The organism is Vicinamibacterales bacterium (assembly GCA_035699745.1).
Lineage (GTDB): Bacteria > Acidobacteriota > Vicinamibacteria > Vicinamibacterales > 2-12-FULL-66-21 > JAICSD01.
In genome coordinates this window covers 48,637-66,695 of sequence record DASSPH010000074.1, presented here as the reverse complement: position 1 = coordinate 66,695, position 18,059 = coordinate 48,637, and the positions used below count along the sequence as shown (strand labels likewise).

The following is an 18,059-nucleotide window of genomic DNA, read 5'->3' as shown; positions in this document are numbered from 1 at the left end:
GCTCGGATCGCGGATCCAGTCGCAGGTGCAGTCCGAGGTCGGCAAGAACCAGCGCGAGTACTTCCTGCGCGAGCAGATGAAGGCGATCCAGAAGGAGCTCGGCGAAGGGGACGAGCAGGCCAAGGAGATCGACGAGCTGCGGGGGAAGATCGATGCCGCCGGCATGCCCGACCCGGTGCGCAAGGAAGCGCTCCGCGAGCTCGATCGGCTGTCCAAGATGCCGGTGGCCGCGGCCGAGTACACGGTGTCGCGCACCTACGTGGACTGGCTGATCGCGCTGCCCTGGTCGAAGCGCACCGAAGACTCGATCGATTTGAAGCACACCAAGCAGGTGCTCGACGCCGATCACTCCGGCCTCGAGAAGGTCAAGGACCGGGTGCTCGAGTACCTCGCGGTGCGCAAGCTCAATCCCGACGTCAAGGGGCCGATCCTCTGTTTCCTCGGGCCTCCCGGGGTCGGCAAGACGTCGCTGGCGCGTTCGATCGCCAACTCGATCGGCCGCAAGTTCGTGCGCGTGTCGCTCGGCGGCATGCGCGACGAAGCGGAGATCCGCGGCCATCGCCGCACCTACATCGGCGCGCTGCCCGGGCAGATCATCCAGGGGCTGCGCCGCGCCGAGTCGAAGAACCCGGTGTTCATCCTCGACGAGATCGACAAGCTGGGATCCGACTTCCGCGGCGACCCGGCCTCGGCGCTGCTCGAGGTGCTCGATCCGGAGCAGAACAACACGTTCCGCGACCACTATCTCGACGTCCCGTTCGATCTGTCGGAAGTGCTGTTCCTGACGACTGCGAACGTGATCGATCCGATTCCGCCGGCGCTGCGCGATCGCATGGAAGTGCTCGAGCTCGCCGGTTACACCGAAGAAGAGAAGCTGAAGATCGCCTTCGAGCACCTGATCGGCAAGCAGGTGAAGAACCACGGCCTCACGCCGGAGCAGGTCGAGTTCTCCGCCGACGCGGTGGCGGCGGTGATCCGCGGCTATACCCGCGAGGCCGGCGTCCGCAATCTCGAGCGCGAGATTGGCGCGCTCTGCCGCAAGGTCGCGCGCCGCCGCGCCGAAGGAGACGAGACCAGGGTCGTCATCACCCGCGGGACGGTCGTCGACATGCTCGGCGCGCCGACGTTCCTGGACGAGGAGATCGAGAACCGCACCAAGGATCCGGGCGTGGCCGTCGGCCTGGCCTGGACGCCGGCCGGCGGCGAAGTGCTCTTCGTCGAAGCCTCGCGCATGCAGGGAGGCGGCACGCTGACGCTGACCGGCCATCTCGGCGACGTGATGAAGGAGTCGGCGCGGACCGCGCTGTCGTGGTTCCGCGCCAACGCGCAGCACTACGGCGTCGACGCCGCGTTCTACAAGGACGCGGAGATCCACCTGCACGTGCCGTCCGGGGCGGTGCCCAAGGACGGGCCGTCAGCCGGCGTCACGATGGTCTGCGCGCTGGCGTCCGAGCTGACCGGCCGGCCGGTCCGCGGCGACGTCGCGATGACCGGCGAGATCTCGCTGTCCGGCCGCGTGCTCCCGGTCGGCGGCATCAAGGAGAAGGTGCTGGCGGCTCGCCGCCACGGCATCACCGAACTGATCCTGCCGCGCCAGAACGAGAAGAACGTGAACGAGGATCTGCCGGAGGAGCTGCGCAAGGAGCTGACGATCCATTTCGTCGCCGAGATCGCCGAGGCGGTCGCGATCGCGCTTCAGCCCGATGCCCAGCAGACCTCGCTGCCGCGGCCGGTGCAGTCCGACGTGCGTCCCGCGGTGGTGTGAAGGTCTTCTTCTCACCGCACTACGAAGTCATCCTCCCCGGCCATGTCTGGCCCACGTCGAAGTACCGGCTGATCGCCGAGCGTCTCGCCGCCGGTCCGCACTCGGCGGCGTGCGAGTTCCACGAGCCGCCCGAGGCCTCCTGGGACGATCTCGGGCTGGTCCACACCGCCGAGTACCTCGCGAAGCTGCGCGACGGCACGCTGACCGCGGACGACATCGCGACGCTCGAGCTGCCCTGGCAGCCCGGGTTCGCGACCGCGTTCCGTCTCATGGCCGGCGGGACCTGCGCCGCGGCCGCCGCCGCGCTCGACGAGGGCCGGGCGGCGCATCTCGGCGGCGGTCTGCACCACGCGTTCGCCAATCACGGCGAGGGATTCTGCCCGCTCAATGACGTCGCGGTCGCGATCCGCGTGGCGCAGGCGCGGCATCACGTCAGGCGCGCCGCGGTGGTCGACCTCGACGTGCACCACGGCAACGGGACGGCGATGATCTTCGAGCGCGACCCGGATGTCTTCACCCTCTCGATCCACCAGCAGCACAACTATCCGTTCTTCAAGCCGCGCAGCGGCCTCGACGTCGGGCTGGAGGACGGCGCCGGGGATGCGCGCTACCTGGACGCGCTGCGCGCCGCCCTGCCGCGGGTGCTGGCCAGCGATCCCGAGCTGATCGTGTACGTCGCCGGTGCGGATCCGTTCGAGCACGATCGCCTCGGCGGGCTGCGGCTGACGAAAGCCGGGCTGGCCGAACGCGATCGCCTGGTGGTGCAGGCCGCCCGCGCCGCCGGCGTGCCGCTGGCGCTGACCCTGGCCGGCGGCTACGCGCTGGACGTACGGGATATCGTCGACATTCAGACCGCGACTGTGGAGACGCTGTTGATGGCTTGAGGCGGCCATCGGCGTGCCGGTCGGGCGCCTGACTCGAAGCAATGGAAAAAGCTTGAGGGCACGCTGACACGCATTTGCGATGGCTTCGCGAGGAAGGCACAAAGGCACGAAGCCAAGAAAAACCAGTTCTTGAGTGTGGCTTTGTGACTTCGTGCCTTGCTGCGAAGCTGCGTCTGCCCGTCTCAGCCGAGCGATCTGTCTGTAGCTTCCGCGCAGGCGGAAGATTCCGCCGCTGAAGCATCCGCGGGCTCAGATCAGCGTCAGCCCCACCAGCGTCTTCATGTCGGTGATCTCGCCGCGGCGGACCATCTCGCGGGCGTCGCGCAGGTCGAACGTCCGCGCTTCGATGTCCTCGTCCTCGTCCACGTGCGCCGGCTCGTCGGTCTGCTCCAGGCCGGATACGCGGAAGAAGATCATCTCTTCGTCGCAGTAGCCCGGCGTCGGCAGCATCGCGCTCAGGCGGACGGCCGTCGACGGCACCAGGCCGATCTCCTCGTGGCACTCGCGGCGCGCCGCCGCGTCCGGCGTTTCCCCTTCGTCGACGCTTCCGGCCGGCAGCTCCCACAGATACGCGTTCACCGGATAGCGGTATTGCCGGATGAGGATCACCTTCCCCGGCTCCGGGATCGGGACGATCACCACGGACTTCGAGTGGCGGACGACGTCCACGGCGACGGTGCGCCCGTTCGGCATCTTCACCGTATCGCGATCCACCGAGAAGACCTTGCCCTTGAAGACCTGCTCCGACGAGAGACGTTCAGCAGACACTGGAACTCCTGGGTTTGCTCATGCGCTGATTGGCTGACACAAAGGCCACCAGGAAACTCCCAGTAGTCCTGCTCGCTGTGCTGGTGAGCGTGCCGGAGCGTAGACCGTACGCCGCTTCACCTGGCACCTGGCTCCTCCGGCTCCTGACGCGCGCGGATGTCGTCCAGCACCGACTGCAGGTCGTGGGGCAGCGGCGACTCGAACTCCATCACCCGCCCGTCGGCCGGATGCGTGAACTTCAGGCGCGCCGCGTGCAGGAAGGGACGCTCCAGCCGCTGCACGGCGCGGACGTCGTCGGCCACGTGCCGGTGCACCCCGCCGTAGGTCGCGTCGCCGACAATCGGGTGGCCGATCGAGTTCAGGTGCACGCGGATCTGATGCGTGCGGCCGGTGTGGATCGCCACGTGGATCAGCGAGACCCCGCGCAGGTTGAGCGCCCACGTGACGCGCGTCACGGCGCTGCGCGCCCGCCGCGCCCGCGTCGACATCTTCTGCCGATCGTTCGGATCGCGGCCGATCGGCGCGTCGATCCGCTTGCCCGGCTGCACCAGCCCCCAGACGAGCGCGATGTACTCCTTCTCGACCTCGCGATCCTGGAACTGACGCGACAGCTCCTGGTGGGCGGCATCGTTCTTCGCCGCCACCATCACTCCGGAGGTTCCGCGATCGAGCCGGTGCACGATGCCCGGGCGCAGCTCGCCGCCGATGCCGCTCAGATCCTCGACGTGGTACAGCAGCGCATTGACGACGGTGCCGCGGCTGTGTCCGGCGCCGGGGTGCACCACCATCCCGGCGGGCTTGTCGATCACCGCGATGTCGCTGTCTTCGTAGAGGATCGACAGCGGCAGGTCCTCCGGCTCGGCCGTCGCCGGCTCGGGCTCCGGCAGCGCGACGACGAAGCGCTGGCCGCTGTGCACGGGCGTGCTGGCGCGAAGCGGCTTGCGCGTGGCGCCGCCCGGCACGGTGACGAGGCCGTCCTTGAGCAGCTTCTGGATGAACGATCGCGAACGATCCGGCATCACGCCGGCGAGGAAGGTATCGAGGCGCAGCCCGTCGTGCTCGGCTGCCGCCTCGAGCTCACGGGTGTCGCTCACGCCGCGACCCGCTGCGCCGCCCGGTGCCGCGTCGGATCGATTCGTCGGCTCAAGAGGACCAGCATCACGATCGAGAGCGGCACCAGCAGGATCGAGACGAACTGCGACGTCGACAGCGCGCCGAAGACCATCCCGCGGTTGTCGCCGCGGTAGAACTCGATGACGAACCGCGACGCGCCGTAGAGCAGCATGTAGCTCCAGAACGTGCGGCCCGGGAACGGACGGCCGCGCCGCTCGAACAGCAGCAGGAACGTGAGGATCAGCGCCTCCGCCCCGGCGTCGTAGAGCTGCGTCGGATGCAGTGGAACCCCGAGCGGCGTGCCGACGTTGGCCATCGCCGCGGGATCGGTGAAGGTGATCGCCCACGGCACCGATGCCGGCTTGCCGAAGCAGCATCCTGCCAGCAGGCAGCCGAACCGCCCGACGATGTGGCCGAGCGCGATCCCCGGCGCGAACACATCCGTCGTCGTCCACAGCGGCAGCTTGTGGCGCCGCAGGTAGACGAGGGCGACCGCCACCGCGGCGATCAGTCCGCCGTAGAAGACCCCGCCCGAGCGCGCGAGGCTGAGCAGGTCGCGCGGGTTCGACGTGAACTGGTCGAAATCGACGATCAGGAGCAGCAGCTTGGCGCCGACCAGCGCGCTGATGATGATCCAGATCCCGAGATCCATCACCTGCTGCGCGGGAAGCCCGCGCGCGCGGGCGCGCATCAGTGCGAACTGGAGGCCGAGCAGGTACGCGGCCGCCAGCAGCACGCCATACGAGTAGATGGTGAGGCCGCCGGCCTCAAACAGGATGGGATGCATGCTGGCGTCCGAGCCCGATCATGTCGAGGAGCACGAGAATCGCGCCCACGGTGATCGCCGCGTCGGCCACGTTGAAGGCCCAGAAGTGCGCCTCGCCCCAGTAGACGTCGACGAAGTCCACGACGTAGCCGGCGAGCGCGCGATCGACCAGGTTGCCGAACGCGCCGCCGATGATCAGGGAGAGTCCGTAGCGCGACAGCTTCTCGTGCGAGCCGAGCTGGCGGCCGTAGAGGGAGATCGCCACCAGCGCGAGCGTGGCGATGCCAATCATCACCGCCGACTTGTAGGGGAACTCTGCGGCGTTGAGCACGCCGAACGCCGCGCCGGTATTCTGCACGTGCGTCAGGTCGAGGAAGTTCGGGATGATCTCCCGCTTGGCGTAAAGCGGAATGGTCGCCTTGACCAGGAACTTGGTGAGCTGATCGAACACCACCACCGCGCCGACCGTGACCACCTCCAGTGGACGGACGAACGGCGCGGACGGCAGCACTGTCGCCGGCGGCGGATCCGGCGGCGGGGCAGTGAGCGGCTCTTCGGTGCTCACGCGACCTCCCCACCCTTGCTGAAGCTGCGGTGGGCACTCCCGCCGGTCGGCTCCGTTCGGGACGACCCGGAGCGCGTGGAGGGACCGCTGCCCGCCGGCAGCGCCTCGACGCAGCGCGCGCAGAGCCCGTCGACGCGCGGCTCGCGCGACAGTTCGGGCAGCACCCGCCAGCAGCGATCGCACTTCTCGCCCTCGGCGCGGGACACCGAGACGCTCACCCCTTCGGGGCCGCCGGTGTCCAGGCTGATCTGCGAGACGATGAACAGCATCGGGAGATCCGCTTCGTGACGCCGCAGCAGATCGGCGCTGGCGCCTCCGGCCGTCAGCGCGACGTGGGCGGCCAGCGAGGTGCCGATGGTCTTGGCCTGCCGCGCGTTCTCCAGCGCGCGGTTCACCGTGTCGCGCACGTCGAGCAGCGCGGCCCACTCGCGTTCCGTCCCGCGATCGATCAACCGCTCCACGTCGCGCGGGAAGGTCGCGATGTGTACGGATGGTTCCGCGGAGCCCGGCTTGTGGCGCCACAGCTCGTCGGAGGTCACCGGCAGCACCGGGGCCAGCAGCCGCGCCAGGCCGTCGGCCATGATGAACATGGCGGTCTGCGCCGAGCGCCGCTCGCGCGATCCGGCGCCGAACGTATACAGCCGATCCTTCGAGACGTCGGCGTAGAACGCGCTCAGGTCCACGGTGAGGAACTGGTTCAGCGTCTGGAACACGGACGGGTAGTCGTACTCCTCGTACCCGCGCATCCCCGCCGCCGCGGTGCTGGCATAACGGGACAGGATGAAGCGGTCGACCGCCTGCAGCTGCTCCACCGCGACCGCGTCGGTCGCCGGATCGAAGTCATAGAGATTCGACACCAGGTAGCGCAGTGTGTTGCGGAACTTGCGGTAGGCCTCGACGACGCGGGCGAGGATCTGCTTGCCGACGCGAAGCTCCTCGCGGAAGTCGCTCATCGCCACCCACAGCCGCAGGATCTCGGCGCCGCTTTCCTTGATCACTTCCTGCGGCAGCACGGTGTTGCCGAGCGACTTGGACATCTTCCGCCCGTCGACGTCGATCAGGAACCCGTGCGTCAATACTTCGCGGAACGGCGCGCGTCCCCGAGTCCCGAGACCCACGAGCAGCGAGCTCTGGAACCAGCCGCGATGCTGGTCGCTGCCTTCGAGGTAGATGTCGGCCGGCCAGGTGAGCTCCCGGCGGAACGGCAGCACGGCTTCGTGGCTCGATCCCGAGTCGAACCAGACGTCGAGGATGTCGCGCTCGCGGTCGAACGACGTGCCGCCGCACGACGGGCAGGTCAATCCGTCGGGCAGGAATTCCTCGATCGGCCGCTCGTACCAGGCGTCCGCGCCGTACTGATCGAAGACCGACGCGGCGCGCTCCACCATGGCGGCGGTCATGATCGCTTCGCCGCAGGACGAGCAGTCGACCGCCGGGATCGGCACGCCCCACGCCCGCTGGCGCGAGATGCACCAGTCGGGACGGTTCGACACCATGTTGAACAGCCGGTCGCGTCCCCACGCCGGGATCCACTTGACGTCGCGGTCGATGGCGTCGAGCCCCGCCTGGCGCAGGGTTTTGGCGCCGCCGCTCGACGGCACGGCCGGCTCGCCGTCCATGCGGATGAACCACTGCGACGTGGCGAGGAAGATCACCGGGTTGTGGCAGCGCCAGCAGTGCGGGTACTGATGCGCGAAATCGGCGCGGTGCCACAGCCGGGCGCGCTCCTTCAGCGCCTGCTCGATGTGCGGGTTGGCGTCGAACACGCGCTGGCCGGCGAACATGTCGACGGTCTCGAGGAACAAGCCGCTCGGACCCACGGGCGCGTAGATGTCCAGCCCGTACCGCACACCGGTGTTGAAGTCGTCCGCGCCGTGCCCCGGCGCGGTGTGCACCGCGCCGGTTCCTGCGTCCAGCGTGACGTAGTCGCCGAGCACGCCGAGCGAGATCCGCGCGTACAGCGGATGCTGGAAGCGGATGTGCTCCAGCGTCGCCCCCTTGAAGCGCGCCACCGGCGGGCCGAACGTCTTTCCGCCGGCCTCGGCGACGCGCGGCGCCAGCGCCTCCGCCACGATCACCACGCGGCTGCCGACTTCATACGCGCCGTAGTCGAAATCCGGATGGAAGGCGATCGCCAGGTTCGACGGAATCGTCCACGGCGTCGTCGTCCAGATCAGCACGCTGACGTCGCGGCCGCGCAGGTCCGGGATGCGGCGCGCGATCTCGTCCGCGCTCTCTGGTGCGAGCGGGAATTCGACGTAGATCGACGGCGACGAGTGTTCCTCGTACTCGACCTCCGCTTCGGCGAGCGCGGTGCGGCAGTGAATGCACCAGTGGACCGGCTTCTTGCCTTTATAGACGAGCCCCCGCTCGACGAACTTGCCCAGCGCCCGCGCGATCGCCGCCTGGTAGCGGAAGTCCATCGTCAGGTACGGGTGCTCCCAGTCGCCGAAGATGCCGAGGCGCTGGAAGTCCTCGGTCATCGCGCCGATGAACCGCTCGGCATACGCGCGGCACGCGCGCCGGAAGTCGGCCGTGCTCATGTCGCGCTTGCGCGGGCCGAGCTCGCGATCCACCTTCAGCTCGATCGGCAGCCCGTGACAGTCGTACCCCGGCACGTAGGGGGTGTCGAAGCCCGCCATCGACCGCGACTTGACGACGAAGTCCTTGAGGATCTTGTTCAGCGCGGTGCCGAGGTGGATCTGGCCGTTCGCGTACGGCGGTCCGTCGTGCAGCACGAACTTCGGCGCGCCGGCGCGGGCCGCCTGTATCTTTCCGTACAGATCCATCCCGGCCCACCGCGCGAGCGCCTCCGGCTCGGTGGTCGGCAGGTTCGCCTTCATCGGGAAGCCCGTACGGGGCAGGTTGAGCGTGTCCTTCCAGTCGGCCATGGATATCTGCCAATTGTACAGAAGAAAGGCCGGTCGCCCCGGAGGGCGGCCGGCCCCGCAGATCAACCCCAGGATCTGCGTGCGACGACCGTGCGGTTACTTGACGACGACCTGGAAGTTCCCCTTGTTGTCCTCGAACCCATCGTCGTTGATGCCGAGGAACAGGATGCCGCTCGCCGGGGCGACGATCGACGTCTGGTTGCCGATGGCGAACGGCGCGCCGTTGCCGATGCGCCCGATGAGCGCGCCGGCGAGCACCTGCTTCATCGGCGCGTTGGGCGCGTAACGCCCCTTCTTCGCCCCATCCGCACTGGCGGTGTCTGCCGCATCCGTGCTCAGCTGCACCTCACCGGTGGTCTGGAAGGTCAAAGTCTGGCCCCGCCGGACCGTCATGCCGGTCGACGTCCACGGCTGATTCGCCTGGACCGTGATCGCCCCGGGGACCGCGGGGGTCGCCGCGACGCCGGTGGTGCCGGTGGCCACGTTGTCAGGGCGCGCCATCACGATCCGCGCGACTTCGTTGGACGACAGCTCGCGGTCGCCGCTGCCGGTCTTGATCGTCAGACGCAGCGGCGTGGCGCCGCCGATGTCATAGAGCTGGCCGTCGATCGTCTGACCGTTGCGCAGGATGACCTGCGTCGAGCCGGTGAACTTGGCCCAGTCGGCATCGCTCATCGTGCCGCCGGTGAAGTCGATCACCGCCACGTCGTTCTGCGGGATCTGCCGCTCGCTGCCGCTCACTCGCACGGTAAAGCCGACGCCGCCGAGGTCGATGAGATCACCGCTCACCTTCTCACCGGAGCGCAGCGTAAGCGTTGCGCTGTTCTGCGCGTAGGCGACGCCCGTCACGAGCATGGCCGCGGCGCAGAACGCGCTGAGAACCGTCCGCTTCAACATGTTGTCCTCGCCTCCATTGCACCAATTGCCGAGTTTACGTTCGTATCCGATCTCCAAAGACTGCAAAGGATGGGCCAAGCACGCCGCATATACTTACGGGGTGCGGTCCACTCATTTGGACAATGGGCTGAAGATCCTGGTTCAGGAGCTTCATACCGCGCCGCTGGTATCGGTCTGGTGCTGGTACAAAGTCGGCTCGGGCGACGAGGCGCCGGGACGCACCGGCGTCTCGCACTGGGTCGAGCACATGAATTTCAAGGGCACGACCAACATCCCTCGCGACGAAATGAAGGGGATCGTCGAGAAATTCGGCGGCACCTGGAACGGATACACCTGGCTCGATCAGACCACCTATCTCGAGACGGCCGGCAGGGACGCCCTCGATACGCTGCTGTTCATCGAAGCGGAGCGGATGGCGCACGGGCTCTACGAGCCGCAGGAATGCGAGTCCGAGCGGACGGTCATCATCTCGGAGCTGCAGGGCGGGGAGAACGATCCGGATCAGCTCCTCGACACCGAGGTCACGGCCACTGCCTTCCGCGCCCATCCGTACCGCCACCCGACCATCGGCTGGATCGACGATCTGAGGACGATGACGCGGGATGACCTCTACGGCCACTATCGGCGTCACTATGTGCCCTCGAACGCGACGCTGGTGGTGGTCGGCGACGTCGACACGGAGGACGTGCTGCGCCGGGCGCAGCGGCAGTTCGGCAGTTTGAACGGCGGTCCGGCGCCCCTGCAGACCCGGCCAGCCGAACCGGTCCAGATCGGCGAGCGCCGGGTGCTGCTCGAACGCGAGGGGACGACTGCCTACCTCAAGTTCGCGTGGCACTCGCCGGCGGCGCGCCACGCGGATTTTTTCCCCATGCTCGTGCTCGACGCCGCGCTCACCGGCGCGAAGGGGCTCAACATCTGGTCGAGCTTCCGCGGCGCCCCGCCGCAGCGGCGCGCCCGGCTGTACACCGCACTCGTGGAGCGCGGATTGGCCTCCGCCGTGGGCGGCTCGCTGCTGCCGACGCGCGAGCCGTTCCTCTACAGCGTCGGCTTCACCGCCACGGACGGGGTTCCACTGGCCGACCTCGAGGCCGCGGCGACCTCGGAGATCGAGCGCGTGCGCGAGCAGGGGCTGACGGACGAGGAAGTGCTTCGCGCGAAGCGTCAACTCCGCGCCCGGCTGGTCTTCGAGAACGACAGCGTCACCAACGTCGCGCATCAACTCGGGTACTTCGAGACCGTCACGGGACCGGGATACTTCGAGGAGATGCCGTCGCATCTCGCCGCGGTGACGGCAGCGCAGGTGGCCGACGTCGCGGCGCGCTATCTCGCGCGCGAGCGGCGGACCGTCGGCTGGTTCCGCCCTCTGGAGCGCAAGCGATGACGACGACGGTGGCGAGCGGGCTGACCGCGGTTCGCGAGCCGCTGGCGAACGGGGCGGTGTTGATCGTCCAGGAAACCGCCTTCTCGCCGGCCGTCACCATCAACCTGGCGTTCCGCGCCGGCAGTCTCGAAGAGCCGGACGATCGTCCGGGGCTGGCCTGGTTTCTCGGCCGCGTCATCGATCGGGGCACGGCGACGCGAAGCGCCATGGCCGTCGCCGAAGCGCTCGACGACCGCGGCGTCGCGCTGCGGGTCTCGACCAACCGCCACGTGCTCTCGCTGTCCTGCACCTGCCTCAGCGAGGACTTTCACCACATCTTCGGCGTGCTCGCCGACGTGGTCCGCAATCCGGTGTTCCCCGAAGAGGAAATCGAGAAGCGGCGGGCGGAGACGATCACGGCGATCCGGCAGGATCTCGACAACCCGGGGGTGCGGGCGAGCGAGGCGCTGCAAACGCTGCTCTATGGGGCGTCGCATCCCTACGGGCGTCCGGCGAAGGGGACGATCGCCAGCGTCGAGCGGTTCACGCGCGCCGATCTCGTTGCCTTCCATCGCGCCCGGTTCGGACCCGCCGCACTCTCGATCGCGATCGTCGGTGACGTGCGCGCCGACACGGCGCTGGCGGCGGCGCGCGACGCCTTCGACGGCTGGGATGCCGTGCCGGCGCCGAACCGGCCGGTGCCGCCGGTGAGCCGGGCCGCGGCCCGGCAGCAGGCGGCAATCGAGATGGCGGACAAGTCGCAGACGGACATCGCGTACGGGTTCACGAGCATCAGCCGGCTGGATCCGGCGTACTGCAGCCACTGGGTGATGAACAACATCCTCGGGCAGTTCGGGCTCGGCGGCCGGCTCGCGGAGAACATCCGCGAGCGGCAGGGCATGGCGTACTACGCGTTCAGCTCGTTCGACCCGAGTCTCGGCCCGGGGCCGCTGGTGATTCGCGCCGGTGTCGATCCGGCGAACGTCGAGCGCGCGATTGCGGCGATCGACGCGGAAGTCGGCGCCCTCGGCCGCGAGGGGGCGACGGAACGGGAGCTGGCCGAGACCAGGCAGTACCTGATCGGTTCGATCCCGCGGATGCTGGAGACGAATCAGAGCATCGCGGTGTTCCTCCAGACCGCCGAGTTCTTCGGTCTCGGCCTGGACTACGATCGCAGGCTGCCGTCGCTGCTGCGCGCGGTCACGCTCGAGGACGTCAACGCGGCGGCCGCCGCCGTGCTCGATCCCGAGCGCGCGTGCGTTGCCGTCGCCGGCTCCGCCTTCGCTCGCGGTGACGGGCACGCGAGCTTCGGCGAGGCAGGCTCCGCCTTCGCTCGCGGTGACAGTGACGCGAGCTTCGGCGGGCAAGCCCCGCCTTCGGTTCCGCATCATTGATGACGCTTCGGCGAGGCAAGCCCACGAGTGTGAACACCAAGGCCGTCTTCTTCGACGTCGACTTCACGCTGATCCATCCCGGCCCCGCGTTCCAGGGCCACGGCTACGCCGAGGCCTGCGCGCGTCACGGCGTCGCGGTCGACGCGGCGCGGTTCGAGGCTGCGGTGGCACAGGCGTCGGCGAACCTGGACGCGCGCGGCGGTGTCTACGATCCCGCGGTGTTCATCGGCTACACGCTGCGGATCATCGAAGCGATGGGCGGATCCGGCGCCGGCGCCGAGGCGGCGGCGCGCGATCTCTACGATGCCTGGTCGTCGTGCCACCACTTCACGCTGTACGAGGAAGTCCCCGACGTGCTGCGCGATCTCCGCCAATCGGGTTACACGATCGGCCTGATCTCCAACACCCAGCGGTCGCTCGCCACGTTCGAGGAGCACTTCGAGCTGCACGGGCTGTTCGACGTCTCGATCTCGTCGGCCGAGCACGGCTACATGAAGCCGCATCGCTCGATCTTCGAGGCCGGCCTGCGCCGCGCCGGCGTCGCCGCGGCGGAAGCGGTGATGGTCGGCGACAGCGTGCCGCACGACATCGCCGGCGCGCTCTCGCTCGGGATGCGCGGCGTGCTGGTCGTGCGGTCCGGGCTCTCGAAAGGGGCGCCGCCGGAGGTGCCGGTGATCCATTCGCTGCGCGAGCTGCCGGCGCTCCTGTGATCATCCGCGATCTGACGACGATCGACGACTGCCGCGCGGTCGCGGCGCTCGAGCGGGAGATCTGGGGCTACACCGACGCCGAAGACGTCGTGCCGCCGCCGGTGCTGATCGTGTCGATCAAGCGCGGCGGCATCCTGCTCGGGGCGTTCGACGGCGCCGGCGTCATGCAGGGCTTCGTCTATTCCATTCCTTCGATCAAGGACGGCCGGCTGGCGCAGTGGTCGCACATGCTGGGCGTCGTGCCAGGGGCGCGCGACGGCGGGCTTGGCTTCCGCCTCAAGCTGGCGCAGCGCGACCGGGCGCTCGCCATGGGCATCGATCTGATCGAGTGGACCTACGATCCGCTGCAGGCGCTGAACGCGCACCTCAACTTCGCGCGGCTCGGCGTCGTCGTCGAGGAGTACGAAGAGAACATCTACGGCGGGTCGAGCAGCCCGCTGCACAGCGGATCGCCGACCGATCGCTTCGTCGCCGAGTGGAAGCTGACGGCGCCGCACGTCGAGCGGCGGCTCGCGGCGCGCGGCGTGGGGCTGATCCGCGACGCGGCGATCGTCACCGCGCCGCTGATCAATCCGTCACGCCAGGCGAAGCAGTGGCTGGCGCCGGGCGCCGCCGATCTGACGGCTGACGCGCCGCGGCTGCTGGTCGAGATTCCGGTCGACTACCCGGCGATGCAACAGCAGGAGCCGGCGCTCGCGCTCGACTGGCGCATGGCCACCCGCGCGATCTTCGAGCACTACTTCGCCCGCCACTACCGCGTGGTCGATTTCTTTCTGTCCCGCGCGTCCGGACGCGGCCAGTATCTCGTCGTTCGCACCTAGTCTGCGCGCCAGCCGCTTCCCGTAACGCGGCTTACCGGCTCCGTAAGCGCGAGCCGCGATCGCACCTCCCGTTTCTCTTTTCTGCCGTGCAGATCAGGCGCCTACCGAGTGGCGCCGGAATTTGCATGGCTCAGGACTCGAGCGTCTGCGCGATGGCCGCCAGGTGGTGGTAACTGTGGCGCACGGCGTGATCTTCGAGCATGAACTGGCAGGTGACGGGCGCGTCCGCGTACAGCGACGCCGGCGCCGCGCGATCGAGCTCCTCGTCGCTGAGCGCGCGGATCGCAGCCGCGGCTGCGGCACTGTTGCGCGCCAGCAGATCGAGCGTCGCCGCCTTCGCCGCTCCGTCGTGTTCGGCGGCATGCGCGCCGTTCATCGCGTGGATGTCGTTCCAGGTGACGCCGGTGATCGGCGATCCCGCGGCCAGCTTCTGTGCGAGCTGGATCTCGATGGGATAAACGCTCGCGACGTGGTGCACCACGACGCCGATGCGGCGGCCGTCGCCGCGGATGCGCGAGCGCCACTGCGCGTCGGTGAGCGAGGCGGCCAGCGCGGCGAGCGCGCGGGCGCCCGCTTCGAGGCGCTCGGCGAGCGCGCCGGCGCGGCGCGAGGTCTGAGGGGTAGTGGCGGGAAGGTGTGCAGCGATGTCGATCATGAATGAATCCTCGGGAACGGGGACCGGGTGCGTCATTGCGCGGTCCGATGCCGACGATACGAGACGGTCGGGCGTGAGGGCCATGCGCGGGCGTCCGGGATCGTTCGCCGCGCGTCCGCCAATGGCGCGCGCATGCCCGATCGTCCGCGCCGCTCGTCCGCGCGTCCGCGGGAGCGGCCGTGCAGACTGACGTCCTCTCCGACGTCCTGCGCGCCGTCCGCATGACCGGCGCGGTGTACTTCGATTTCGAACTGCGCTCGCCGTGGGTCGTGGAGGCGCCCCGGTCGCGCGAGATCGTCGGACAGGTGATGCCTGGCGCCCAGCGCCTGATCGAGTTCCATCTCATCGCCCGGGGATCCGGGTGGGGCCACGCCATCGGCGATCCTCCCGAGCGCCTGCGGGAGGGAGACGTGCTCGTCTTTCCGCACGGCGACGCGCATGTCCTCGCGAGCGCGCCCGGCCTGCGCGCGGCGCCGGACATGCAGGCCTTCGCCCGGAGGTCGACGCCGCTGCCGATGTTCTACGAGCTGGGCGGATCGGGCGGCGAGCGGGCGCGCATCGTGTGCTGTTTCCTCGGGTGCGACGACCAGCCCTTCAACCCGCTGCTGGACGCGTTGCCCTCCGTCGTGCACCTGTCGTCCGGCCGTTCCGACGCGGACGCCGAGCCGCTCGGCACCCTGCTGGTCATGGCGGCGAAGGAAGCGCGGAGCACGCGCGCCGGCCGCGAGAACGTCCTCGCCCGGCTGTCCGAGCTGTTGTTCGTCGAAACGATCCGCCGCCATCTCGAGACGCTGCCGCCCGGAGCCGGATGGCTCGCGGGACTGCGGGATCCGACGATGGCGCGGGCCCTCGGCGCGCTGCACGCCGAGCCCCATCAGCGGTGGACCGTGGAACGCCTCGCGCGGGCGGTCGGACTGTCCCGGTCGGTGCTCGCGCAGCGCTTCACGGAGATGATCGGCCGGCCGCCGATGCAGTACCTCGCGCTGTGGCGGATGCAGCTCGCCTCGCGCCTGCTGCTCGATCGGCAGCCGATCGCCGCGGTTGCGAGCGCCGTCGGCTATGAATCAGAAGCGGCGTTCAGCCGCGCCTTCAAGCGCCTCGTCGGCCTCCCGCCGGCGAGCTGGCGCCTCGTACGGCCGTCGTACGACCTCTGTCCTGGCGCTGTGCCTGTCCGCGATGGTGCCGCCCTCCGCACACTGGAGGCATGCTCAGGTGGAACGACGACATGAACACGGCACGGGCCAGCGGACTCGACGGCATCGTGGTCGCGCACACGGAACTGAGCGATGTCGACGGCGAACACGGCCGGCTGGTCATCCGAGGCTGCAGCGTCGAGGATCTGGCGGGGCGCGCCACGTTCGAAGATCTCTGCGGCCTGGTGTGGACGGGCGAGTGGCCATCGGCGGGCGTCGGCGGTGACCTGCGCGCAGCGCTGGCGACTGGAAGGCGCGACGCGTTCGCGCGTCTGAACTCCCTGGGCGCGGCGCTCGACGCCGGCGACGGCATGGACGCGCTGCGAGCCGCCGTCGGCCAGCTCACCGCGGCCGATCCGGCCATAGATCGTCTGCAGGTGACCGCCGCGATTCCCGTGTTCGCCGCCGCATGGGCCCGCCGCCAGGCCGGCCAGCCGGTTGTCCCGCCGCGACCGGAACTCTCGCACGCCGCCGACTACCTGCAGATGCTGACCGGCCGCCTGCCGGGCGCGTCTCACGCGGCCGCGCTGGATGCCTACTTCGCCTGCGTGGTCGATCACGGGATGAACGCCTCGACCTTCGCCGCGCGGGTAGTGGCGTCGACCGGCGCGGACCTCGTCAGCGCGGTCGTCGCGGGCATCTGTGCGCTGAAGGGGCCGCTGCACGGCGGCGCTCCCGGGCCGGTGCTGGACATGCTCGACGCCATCGGCCGTCGCGAAAGCGTCCGGGCGTGGCTGGAAGCGGAGCTCGCCGCCGGACGCCGGATCATGGGCATGGGGCACCGCATCTATCGCGTCCGCGACCCGAGGGCCGCGGCGCTCGAGCGCGTGACGTCGTCGCTCGAGCGCAGCCACGCGGACGATCGGCGCCTCGCGCTCGCGCGCGCCGTCGAGCAGGAGGCCGAGCGCCTCCTCGCCGAACGGTACCCCGCGCGCGGCCTGCGCGCGAACGTCGAGTTCTACACGGCGATCCTGCTGGACGCGCTGGGCATTCCGCGCTCGCTCTTCTCGGCCACGTTCGCGGTGTCGCGCGTGGTCGGATGGTGCGCGCACGTCGATGAGCAGCGCCGCGCCGGCCGACTGATACGGCCCGCCTCCGTCTATGTCGGCGCCGCCGCGGCGGCGCCCGGCGCGCGGCCAATTTCCTGATGGATTCCTCAGCCGTCGACCCGTACAGCGCCGCGTACGAGTCCTGTGCGGGTGCTGTGGGTGGTCCCTCGCGGGCGCCGAGTTCAGACTCGCCTCATGTCCGACGCCGCTATCGCGTTCGCTCCGAGCCCGGCGCACGGCGCAGGGCCGCACTTCTCCCGCTTCGGCCTCGTCGGCCGGAGCCGCGCCATCGGCGAGGTGGTCCGGCGGATCGACCTGGTGTCCGCATCCAGCAGCACCGTGTTGATCACCGGCGAGACCGGCACCGGTAAAGAGCTGGTCGCCCGCGCCATCCACCAGCGCAGCGCGCGACGCGCCATGCCGTTTGTCAGCGTCAACTGCGCCGCGATTCCCGACACGCTGCTCGAATCCAATCTCTTCGGGCACGTGCGCGGCGCGTTCACCGACGCCACCTCCACCAAGCGCGGACGCTTCTCGCTCGCCGACCGCGGCTCCATCTTCCTCGACGAGATCGGGACGATGAGCGGCGGACTGCAGGCCAAGCTGCTGCGCGTCCTGCAGGAGCGGGAAGTCGAGCCGCTCGGCGCCGAGCGGGCCGAGCGCGTCGACGTCCGGGTGATCGCCGCCACCAACCGCGACCTGCACCAGCTCGTGGAAGAGGGCAGGTTCCAGGCCGACCTGTTCTACCGGCTGCTCGTCGTCCCCATCGTCGTGCCGCCGCTGCGCGAGCGCGCCGACGACATTCCGATGCTGGTCGACCATTTCGTCGAGAAGCACGCGGCCCGCAATCACAAGCCGATCGCGGCCATCGAAGACGGCGTCATCGCCACGCTCCAGGGCTATCACTGGCCGGGCAACGTGCGGCAGCTGGAGCACACCATCGAGCGCGCGGTGGTGCTGACGACCGGCACGGTGATCGCGCGCGACGTGGTCACCATCGAAGCCAGGACGCCGGCGGCGGGCGCCGGAGCGCTGTCGCTGAACCTGCAGCAGAACGTCGAGCGGGTCGAACGGGACACGATCCGCCGCGCACTCGAGATGTCCCCGTTGAAACGGCAGGCGGCGACGCTGCTCGGGATCAGCCCGCGCGCGCTCACCTATTACCTCGCCAAGTACCCCCTGATTGGCAGGGGGGATTCATCTGAGATTCGGAAGGAGCACTGATGTC

The 18,059-nt window shown here is 69.4% G+C and carries 16 protein-coding genes; 9 read left to right on the top strand and 7 right to left on the bottom strand.

Annotated features, from left to right (window positions below; all coding sequences use genetic code 11):
- Together lon and VFK57_18755 are read left to right on the top strand one after the other, a co-directional pair.
- Positions 1-1,765: endopeptidase La (lon, locus tag VFK57_18760; protein HET7697762.1), on the top strand; the 1,765-nt coding region annotated here is incomplete at its 5' end.
- Entirely contained in the window at positions 1,762-2,649 is an 888-nt protein-coding gene (locus tag VFK57_18755) for a histone deacetylase (protein ID HET7697761.1), read from the top strand. The genes lon and VFK57_18755, both read left to right, overlap by 4 nt.
- A gap of 249 nt (positions 2,650-2,898) precedes the next feature.
- On the opposite strand, the gene VFK57_18750 is transcribed toward VFK57_18755, so the two are convergent.
- The 6 genes from VFK57_18750 to VFK57_18725 form a co-directional block, all read right to left on the bottom strand.
- On the bottom strand, positions 2,899-3,417 hold the full coding sequence (locus VFK57_18750) for an NUDIX hydrolase (protein ID HET7697760.1): 519 nt from the start codon (positions 3,415-3,417) through the stop codon (positions 2,899-2,901).
- A gap of 116 nt (positions 3,418-3,533) precedes the next feature.
- Complete coding sequence (locus VFK57_18745; GenBank protein HET7697759.1) at positions 3,534-4,511, bottom strand: RluA family pseudouridine synthase; 978 nt, start codon at positions 4,509-4,511, stop codon at positions 3,534-3,536.
- Complete coding sequence (gene lgt, locus VFK57_18740) at positions 4,508-5,317, bottom strand: prolipoprotein diacylglyceryl transferase (protein ID HET7697758.1); 810 nt, start codon at positions 5,315-5,317, stop codon at positions 4,508-4,510. Before lgt ends, VFK57_18745 begins: the two co-directional genes overlap by 4 nt.
- The gene (gene lspA, locus VFK57_18735) at positions 5,298-5,861 is read right to left on the bottom strand and encodes a signal peptidase II (protein HET7697757.1); all 564 of its coding nucleotides are present in this window, start codon (positions 5,859-5,861) and stop codon (positions 5,298-5,300) included. The genes lgt and lspA overlap by 20 nt, the downstream gene beginning before the upstream one ends.
- On the bottom strand, positions 5,858-8,752 hold the full coding sequence (ileS, locus tag VFK57_18730; GenBank protein ID HET7697756.1) for an isoleucine--tRNA ligase: 2,895 nt from the start codon (positions 8,750-8,752) through the stop codon (positions 5,858-5,860). The genes lspA and ileS overlap by 4 nt, the downstream gene beginning before the upstream one ends.
- 96 nt (positions 8,753-8,848) lie before the next feature.
- On the bottom strand, positions 8,849-9,649 hold the full coding sequence (locus VFK57_18725; GenBank protein ID HET7697755.1) for a hypothetical protein: 801 nt from the start codon (positions 9,647-9,649) through the stop codon (positions 8,849-8,851).
- A 100-nt stretch (positions 9,650-9,749) separates the two neighbouring features.
- On the opposite strand from VFK57_18725, the gene VFK57_18720 reads away from it, so the two are divergent.
- Genes VFK57_18720 through VFK57_18705 form a run of 4 tightly spaced genes read left to right on the top strand, consistent with a single transcriptional unit; the run spans position 9,750 to position 13,934 of the window.
- On the top strand, positions 9,750-11,030 hold the full coding sequence (locus VFK57_18720; GenBank protein ID HET7697754.1) for a pitrilysin family protein: 1,281 nt from the start codon (positions 9,750-9,752) through the stop codon (positions 11,028-11,030).
- Entirely contained in the window at positions 11,027-12,403 is a 1,377-nt protein-coding gene (locus VFK57_18715) for a pitrilysin family protein (protein HET7697753.1), read from the top strand. The genes VFK57_18720 and VFK57_18715 overlap by 4 nt, the downstream gene beginning before the upstream one ends.
- On the top strand, positions 12,403-13,113 hold the full coding sequence (locus VFK57_18710; GenBank protein HET7697752.1) for an HAD family hydrolase: 711 nt from the start codon (positions 12,403-12,405) through the stop codon (positions 13,111-13,113). Before VFK57_18715 ends, VFK57_18710 begins: the two co-directional genes overlap by 1 nt.
- Entirely contained in the window at positions 13,110-13,934 is an 825-nt protein-coding gene (locus tag VFK57_18705) for a hypothetical protein (protein ID HET7697751.1), read from the top strand. Before VFK57_18710 ends, VFK57_18705 begins: the two co-directional genes overlap by 4 nt.
- A gap of 130 nt (positions 13,935-14,064) precedes the next feature.
- On the opposite strand, the gene VFK57_18700 is transcribed toward VFK57_18705, so the two are convergent.
- Positions 14,065-14,589 carry a DinB family protein gene (locus VFK57_18700; protein HET7697750.1) on the bottom strand — a complete coding sequence of 175 codons (525 nt, stop codon included), beginning with the start codon at positions 14,587-14,589 and terminating at the stop codon, positions 14,065-14,067.
- Between the two features lie 179 nt (positions 14,590-14,768).
- Between VFK57_18700 and VFK57_18695 the strand changes: the two genes are divergently transcribed.
- From VFK57_18695 to VFK57_18685, 3 genes are all read left to right on the top strand, one after another.
- Positions 14,769-15,818: an AraC family transcriptional regulator gene (locus VFK57_18695; GenBank protein ID HET7697749.1), complete on the top strand. Its 1,050-nt coding sequence runs from the start codon at positions 14,769-14,771 to the stop codon at positions 15,816-15,818.
- Positions 15,794-16,930, top strand: a complete 1,137-nt coding sequence (locus VFK57_18690; protein HET7697748.1) for a citrate synthase/methylcitrate synthase — start codon at positions 15,794-15,796, stop codon at positions 16,928-16,930. The genes VFK57_18695 and VFK57_18690 overlap by 25 nt, the downstream gene beginning before the upstream one ends.
- Before the next feature lie 96 nt (positions 16,931-17,026).
- A complete protein-coding gene (locus tag VFK57_18685; GenBank protein ID HET7697747.1) occupies positions 17,027-18,055 on the top strand; it encodes a sigma 54-interacting transcriptional regulator in 1,029 nt (342 codons plus the stop codon).
- Positions 18,056-18,059 lie beyond the last annotated feature (4 nt).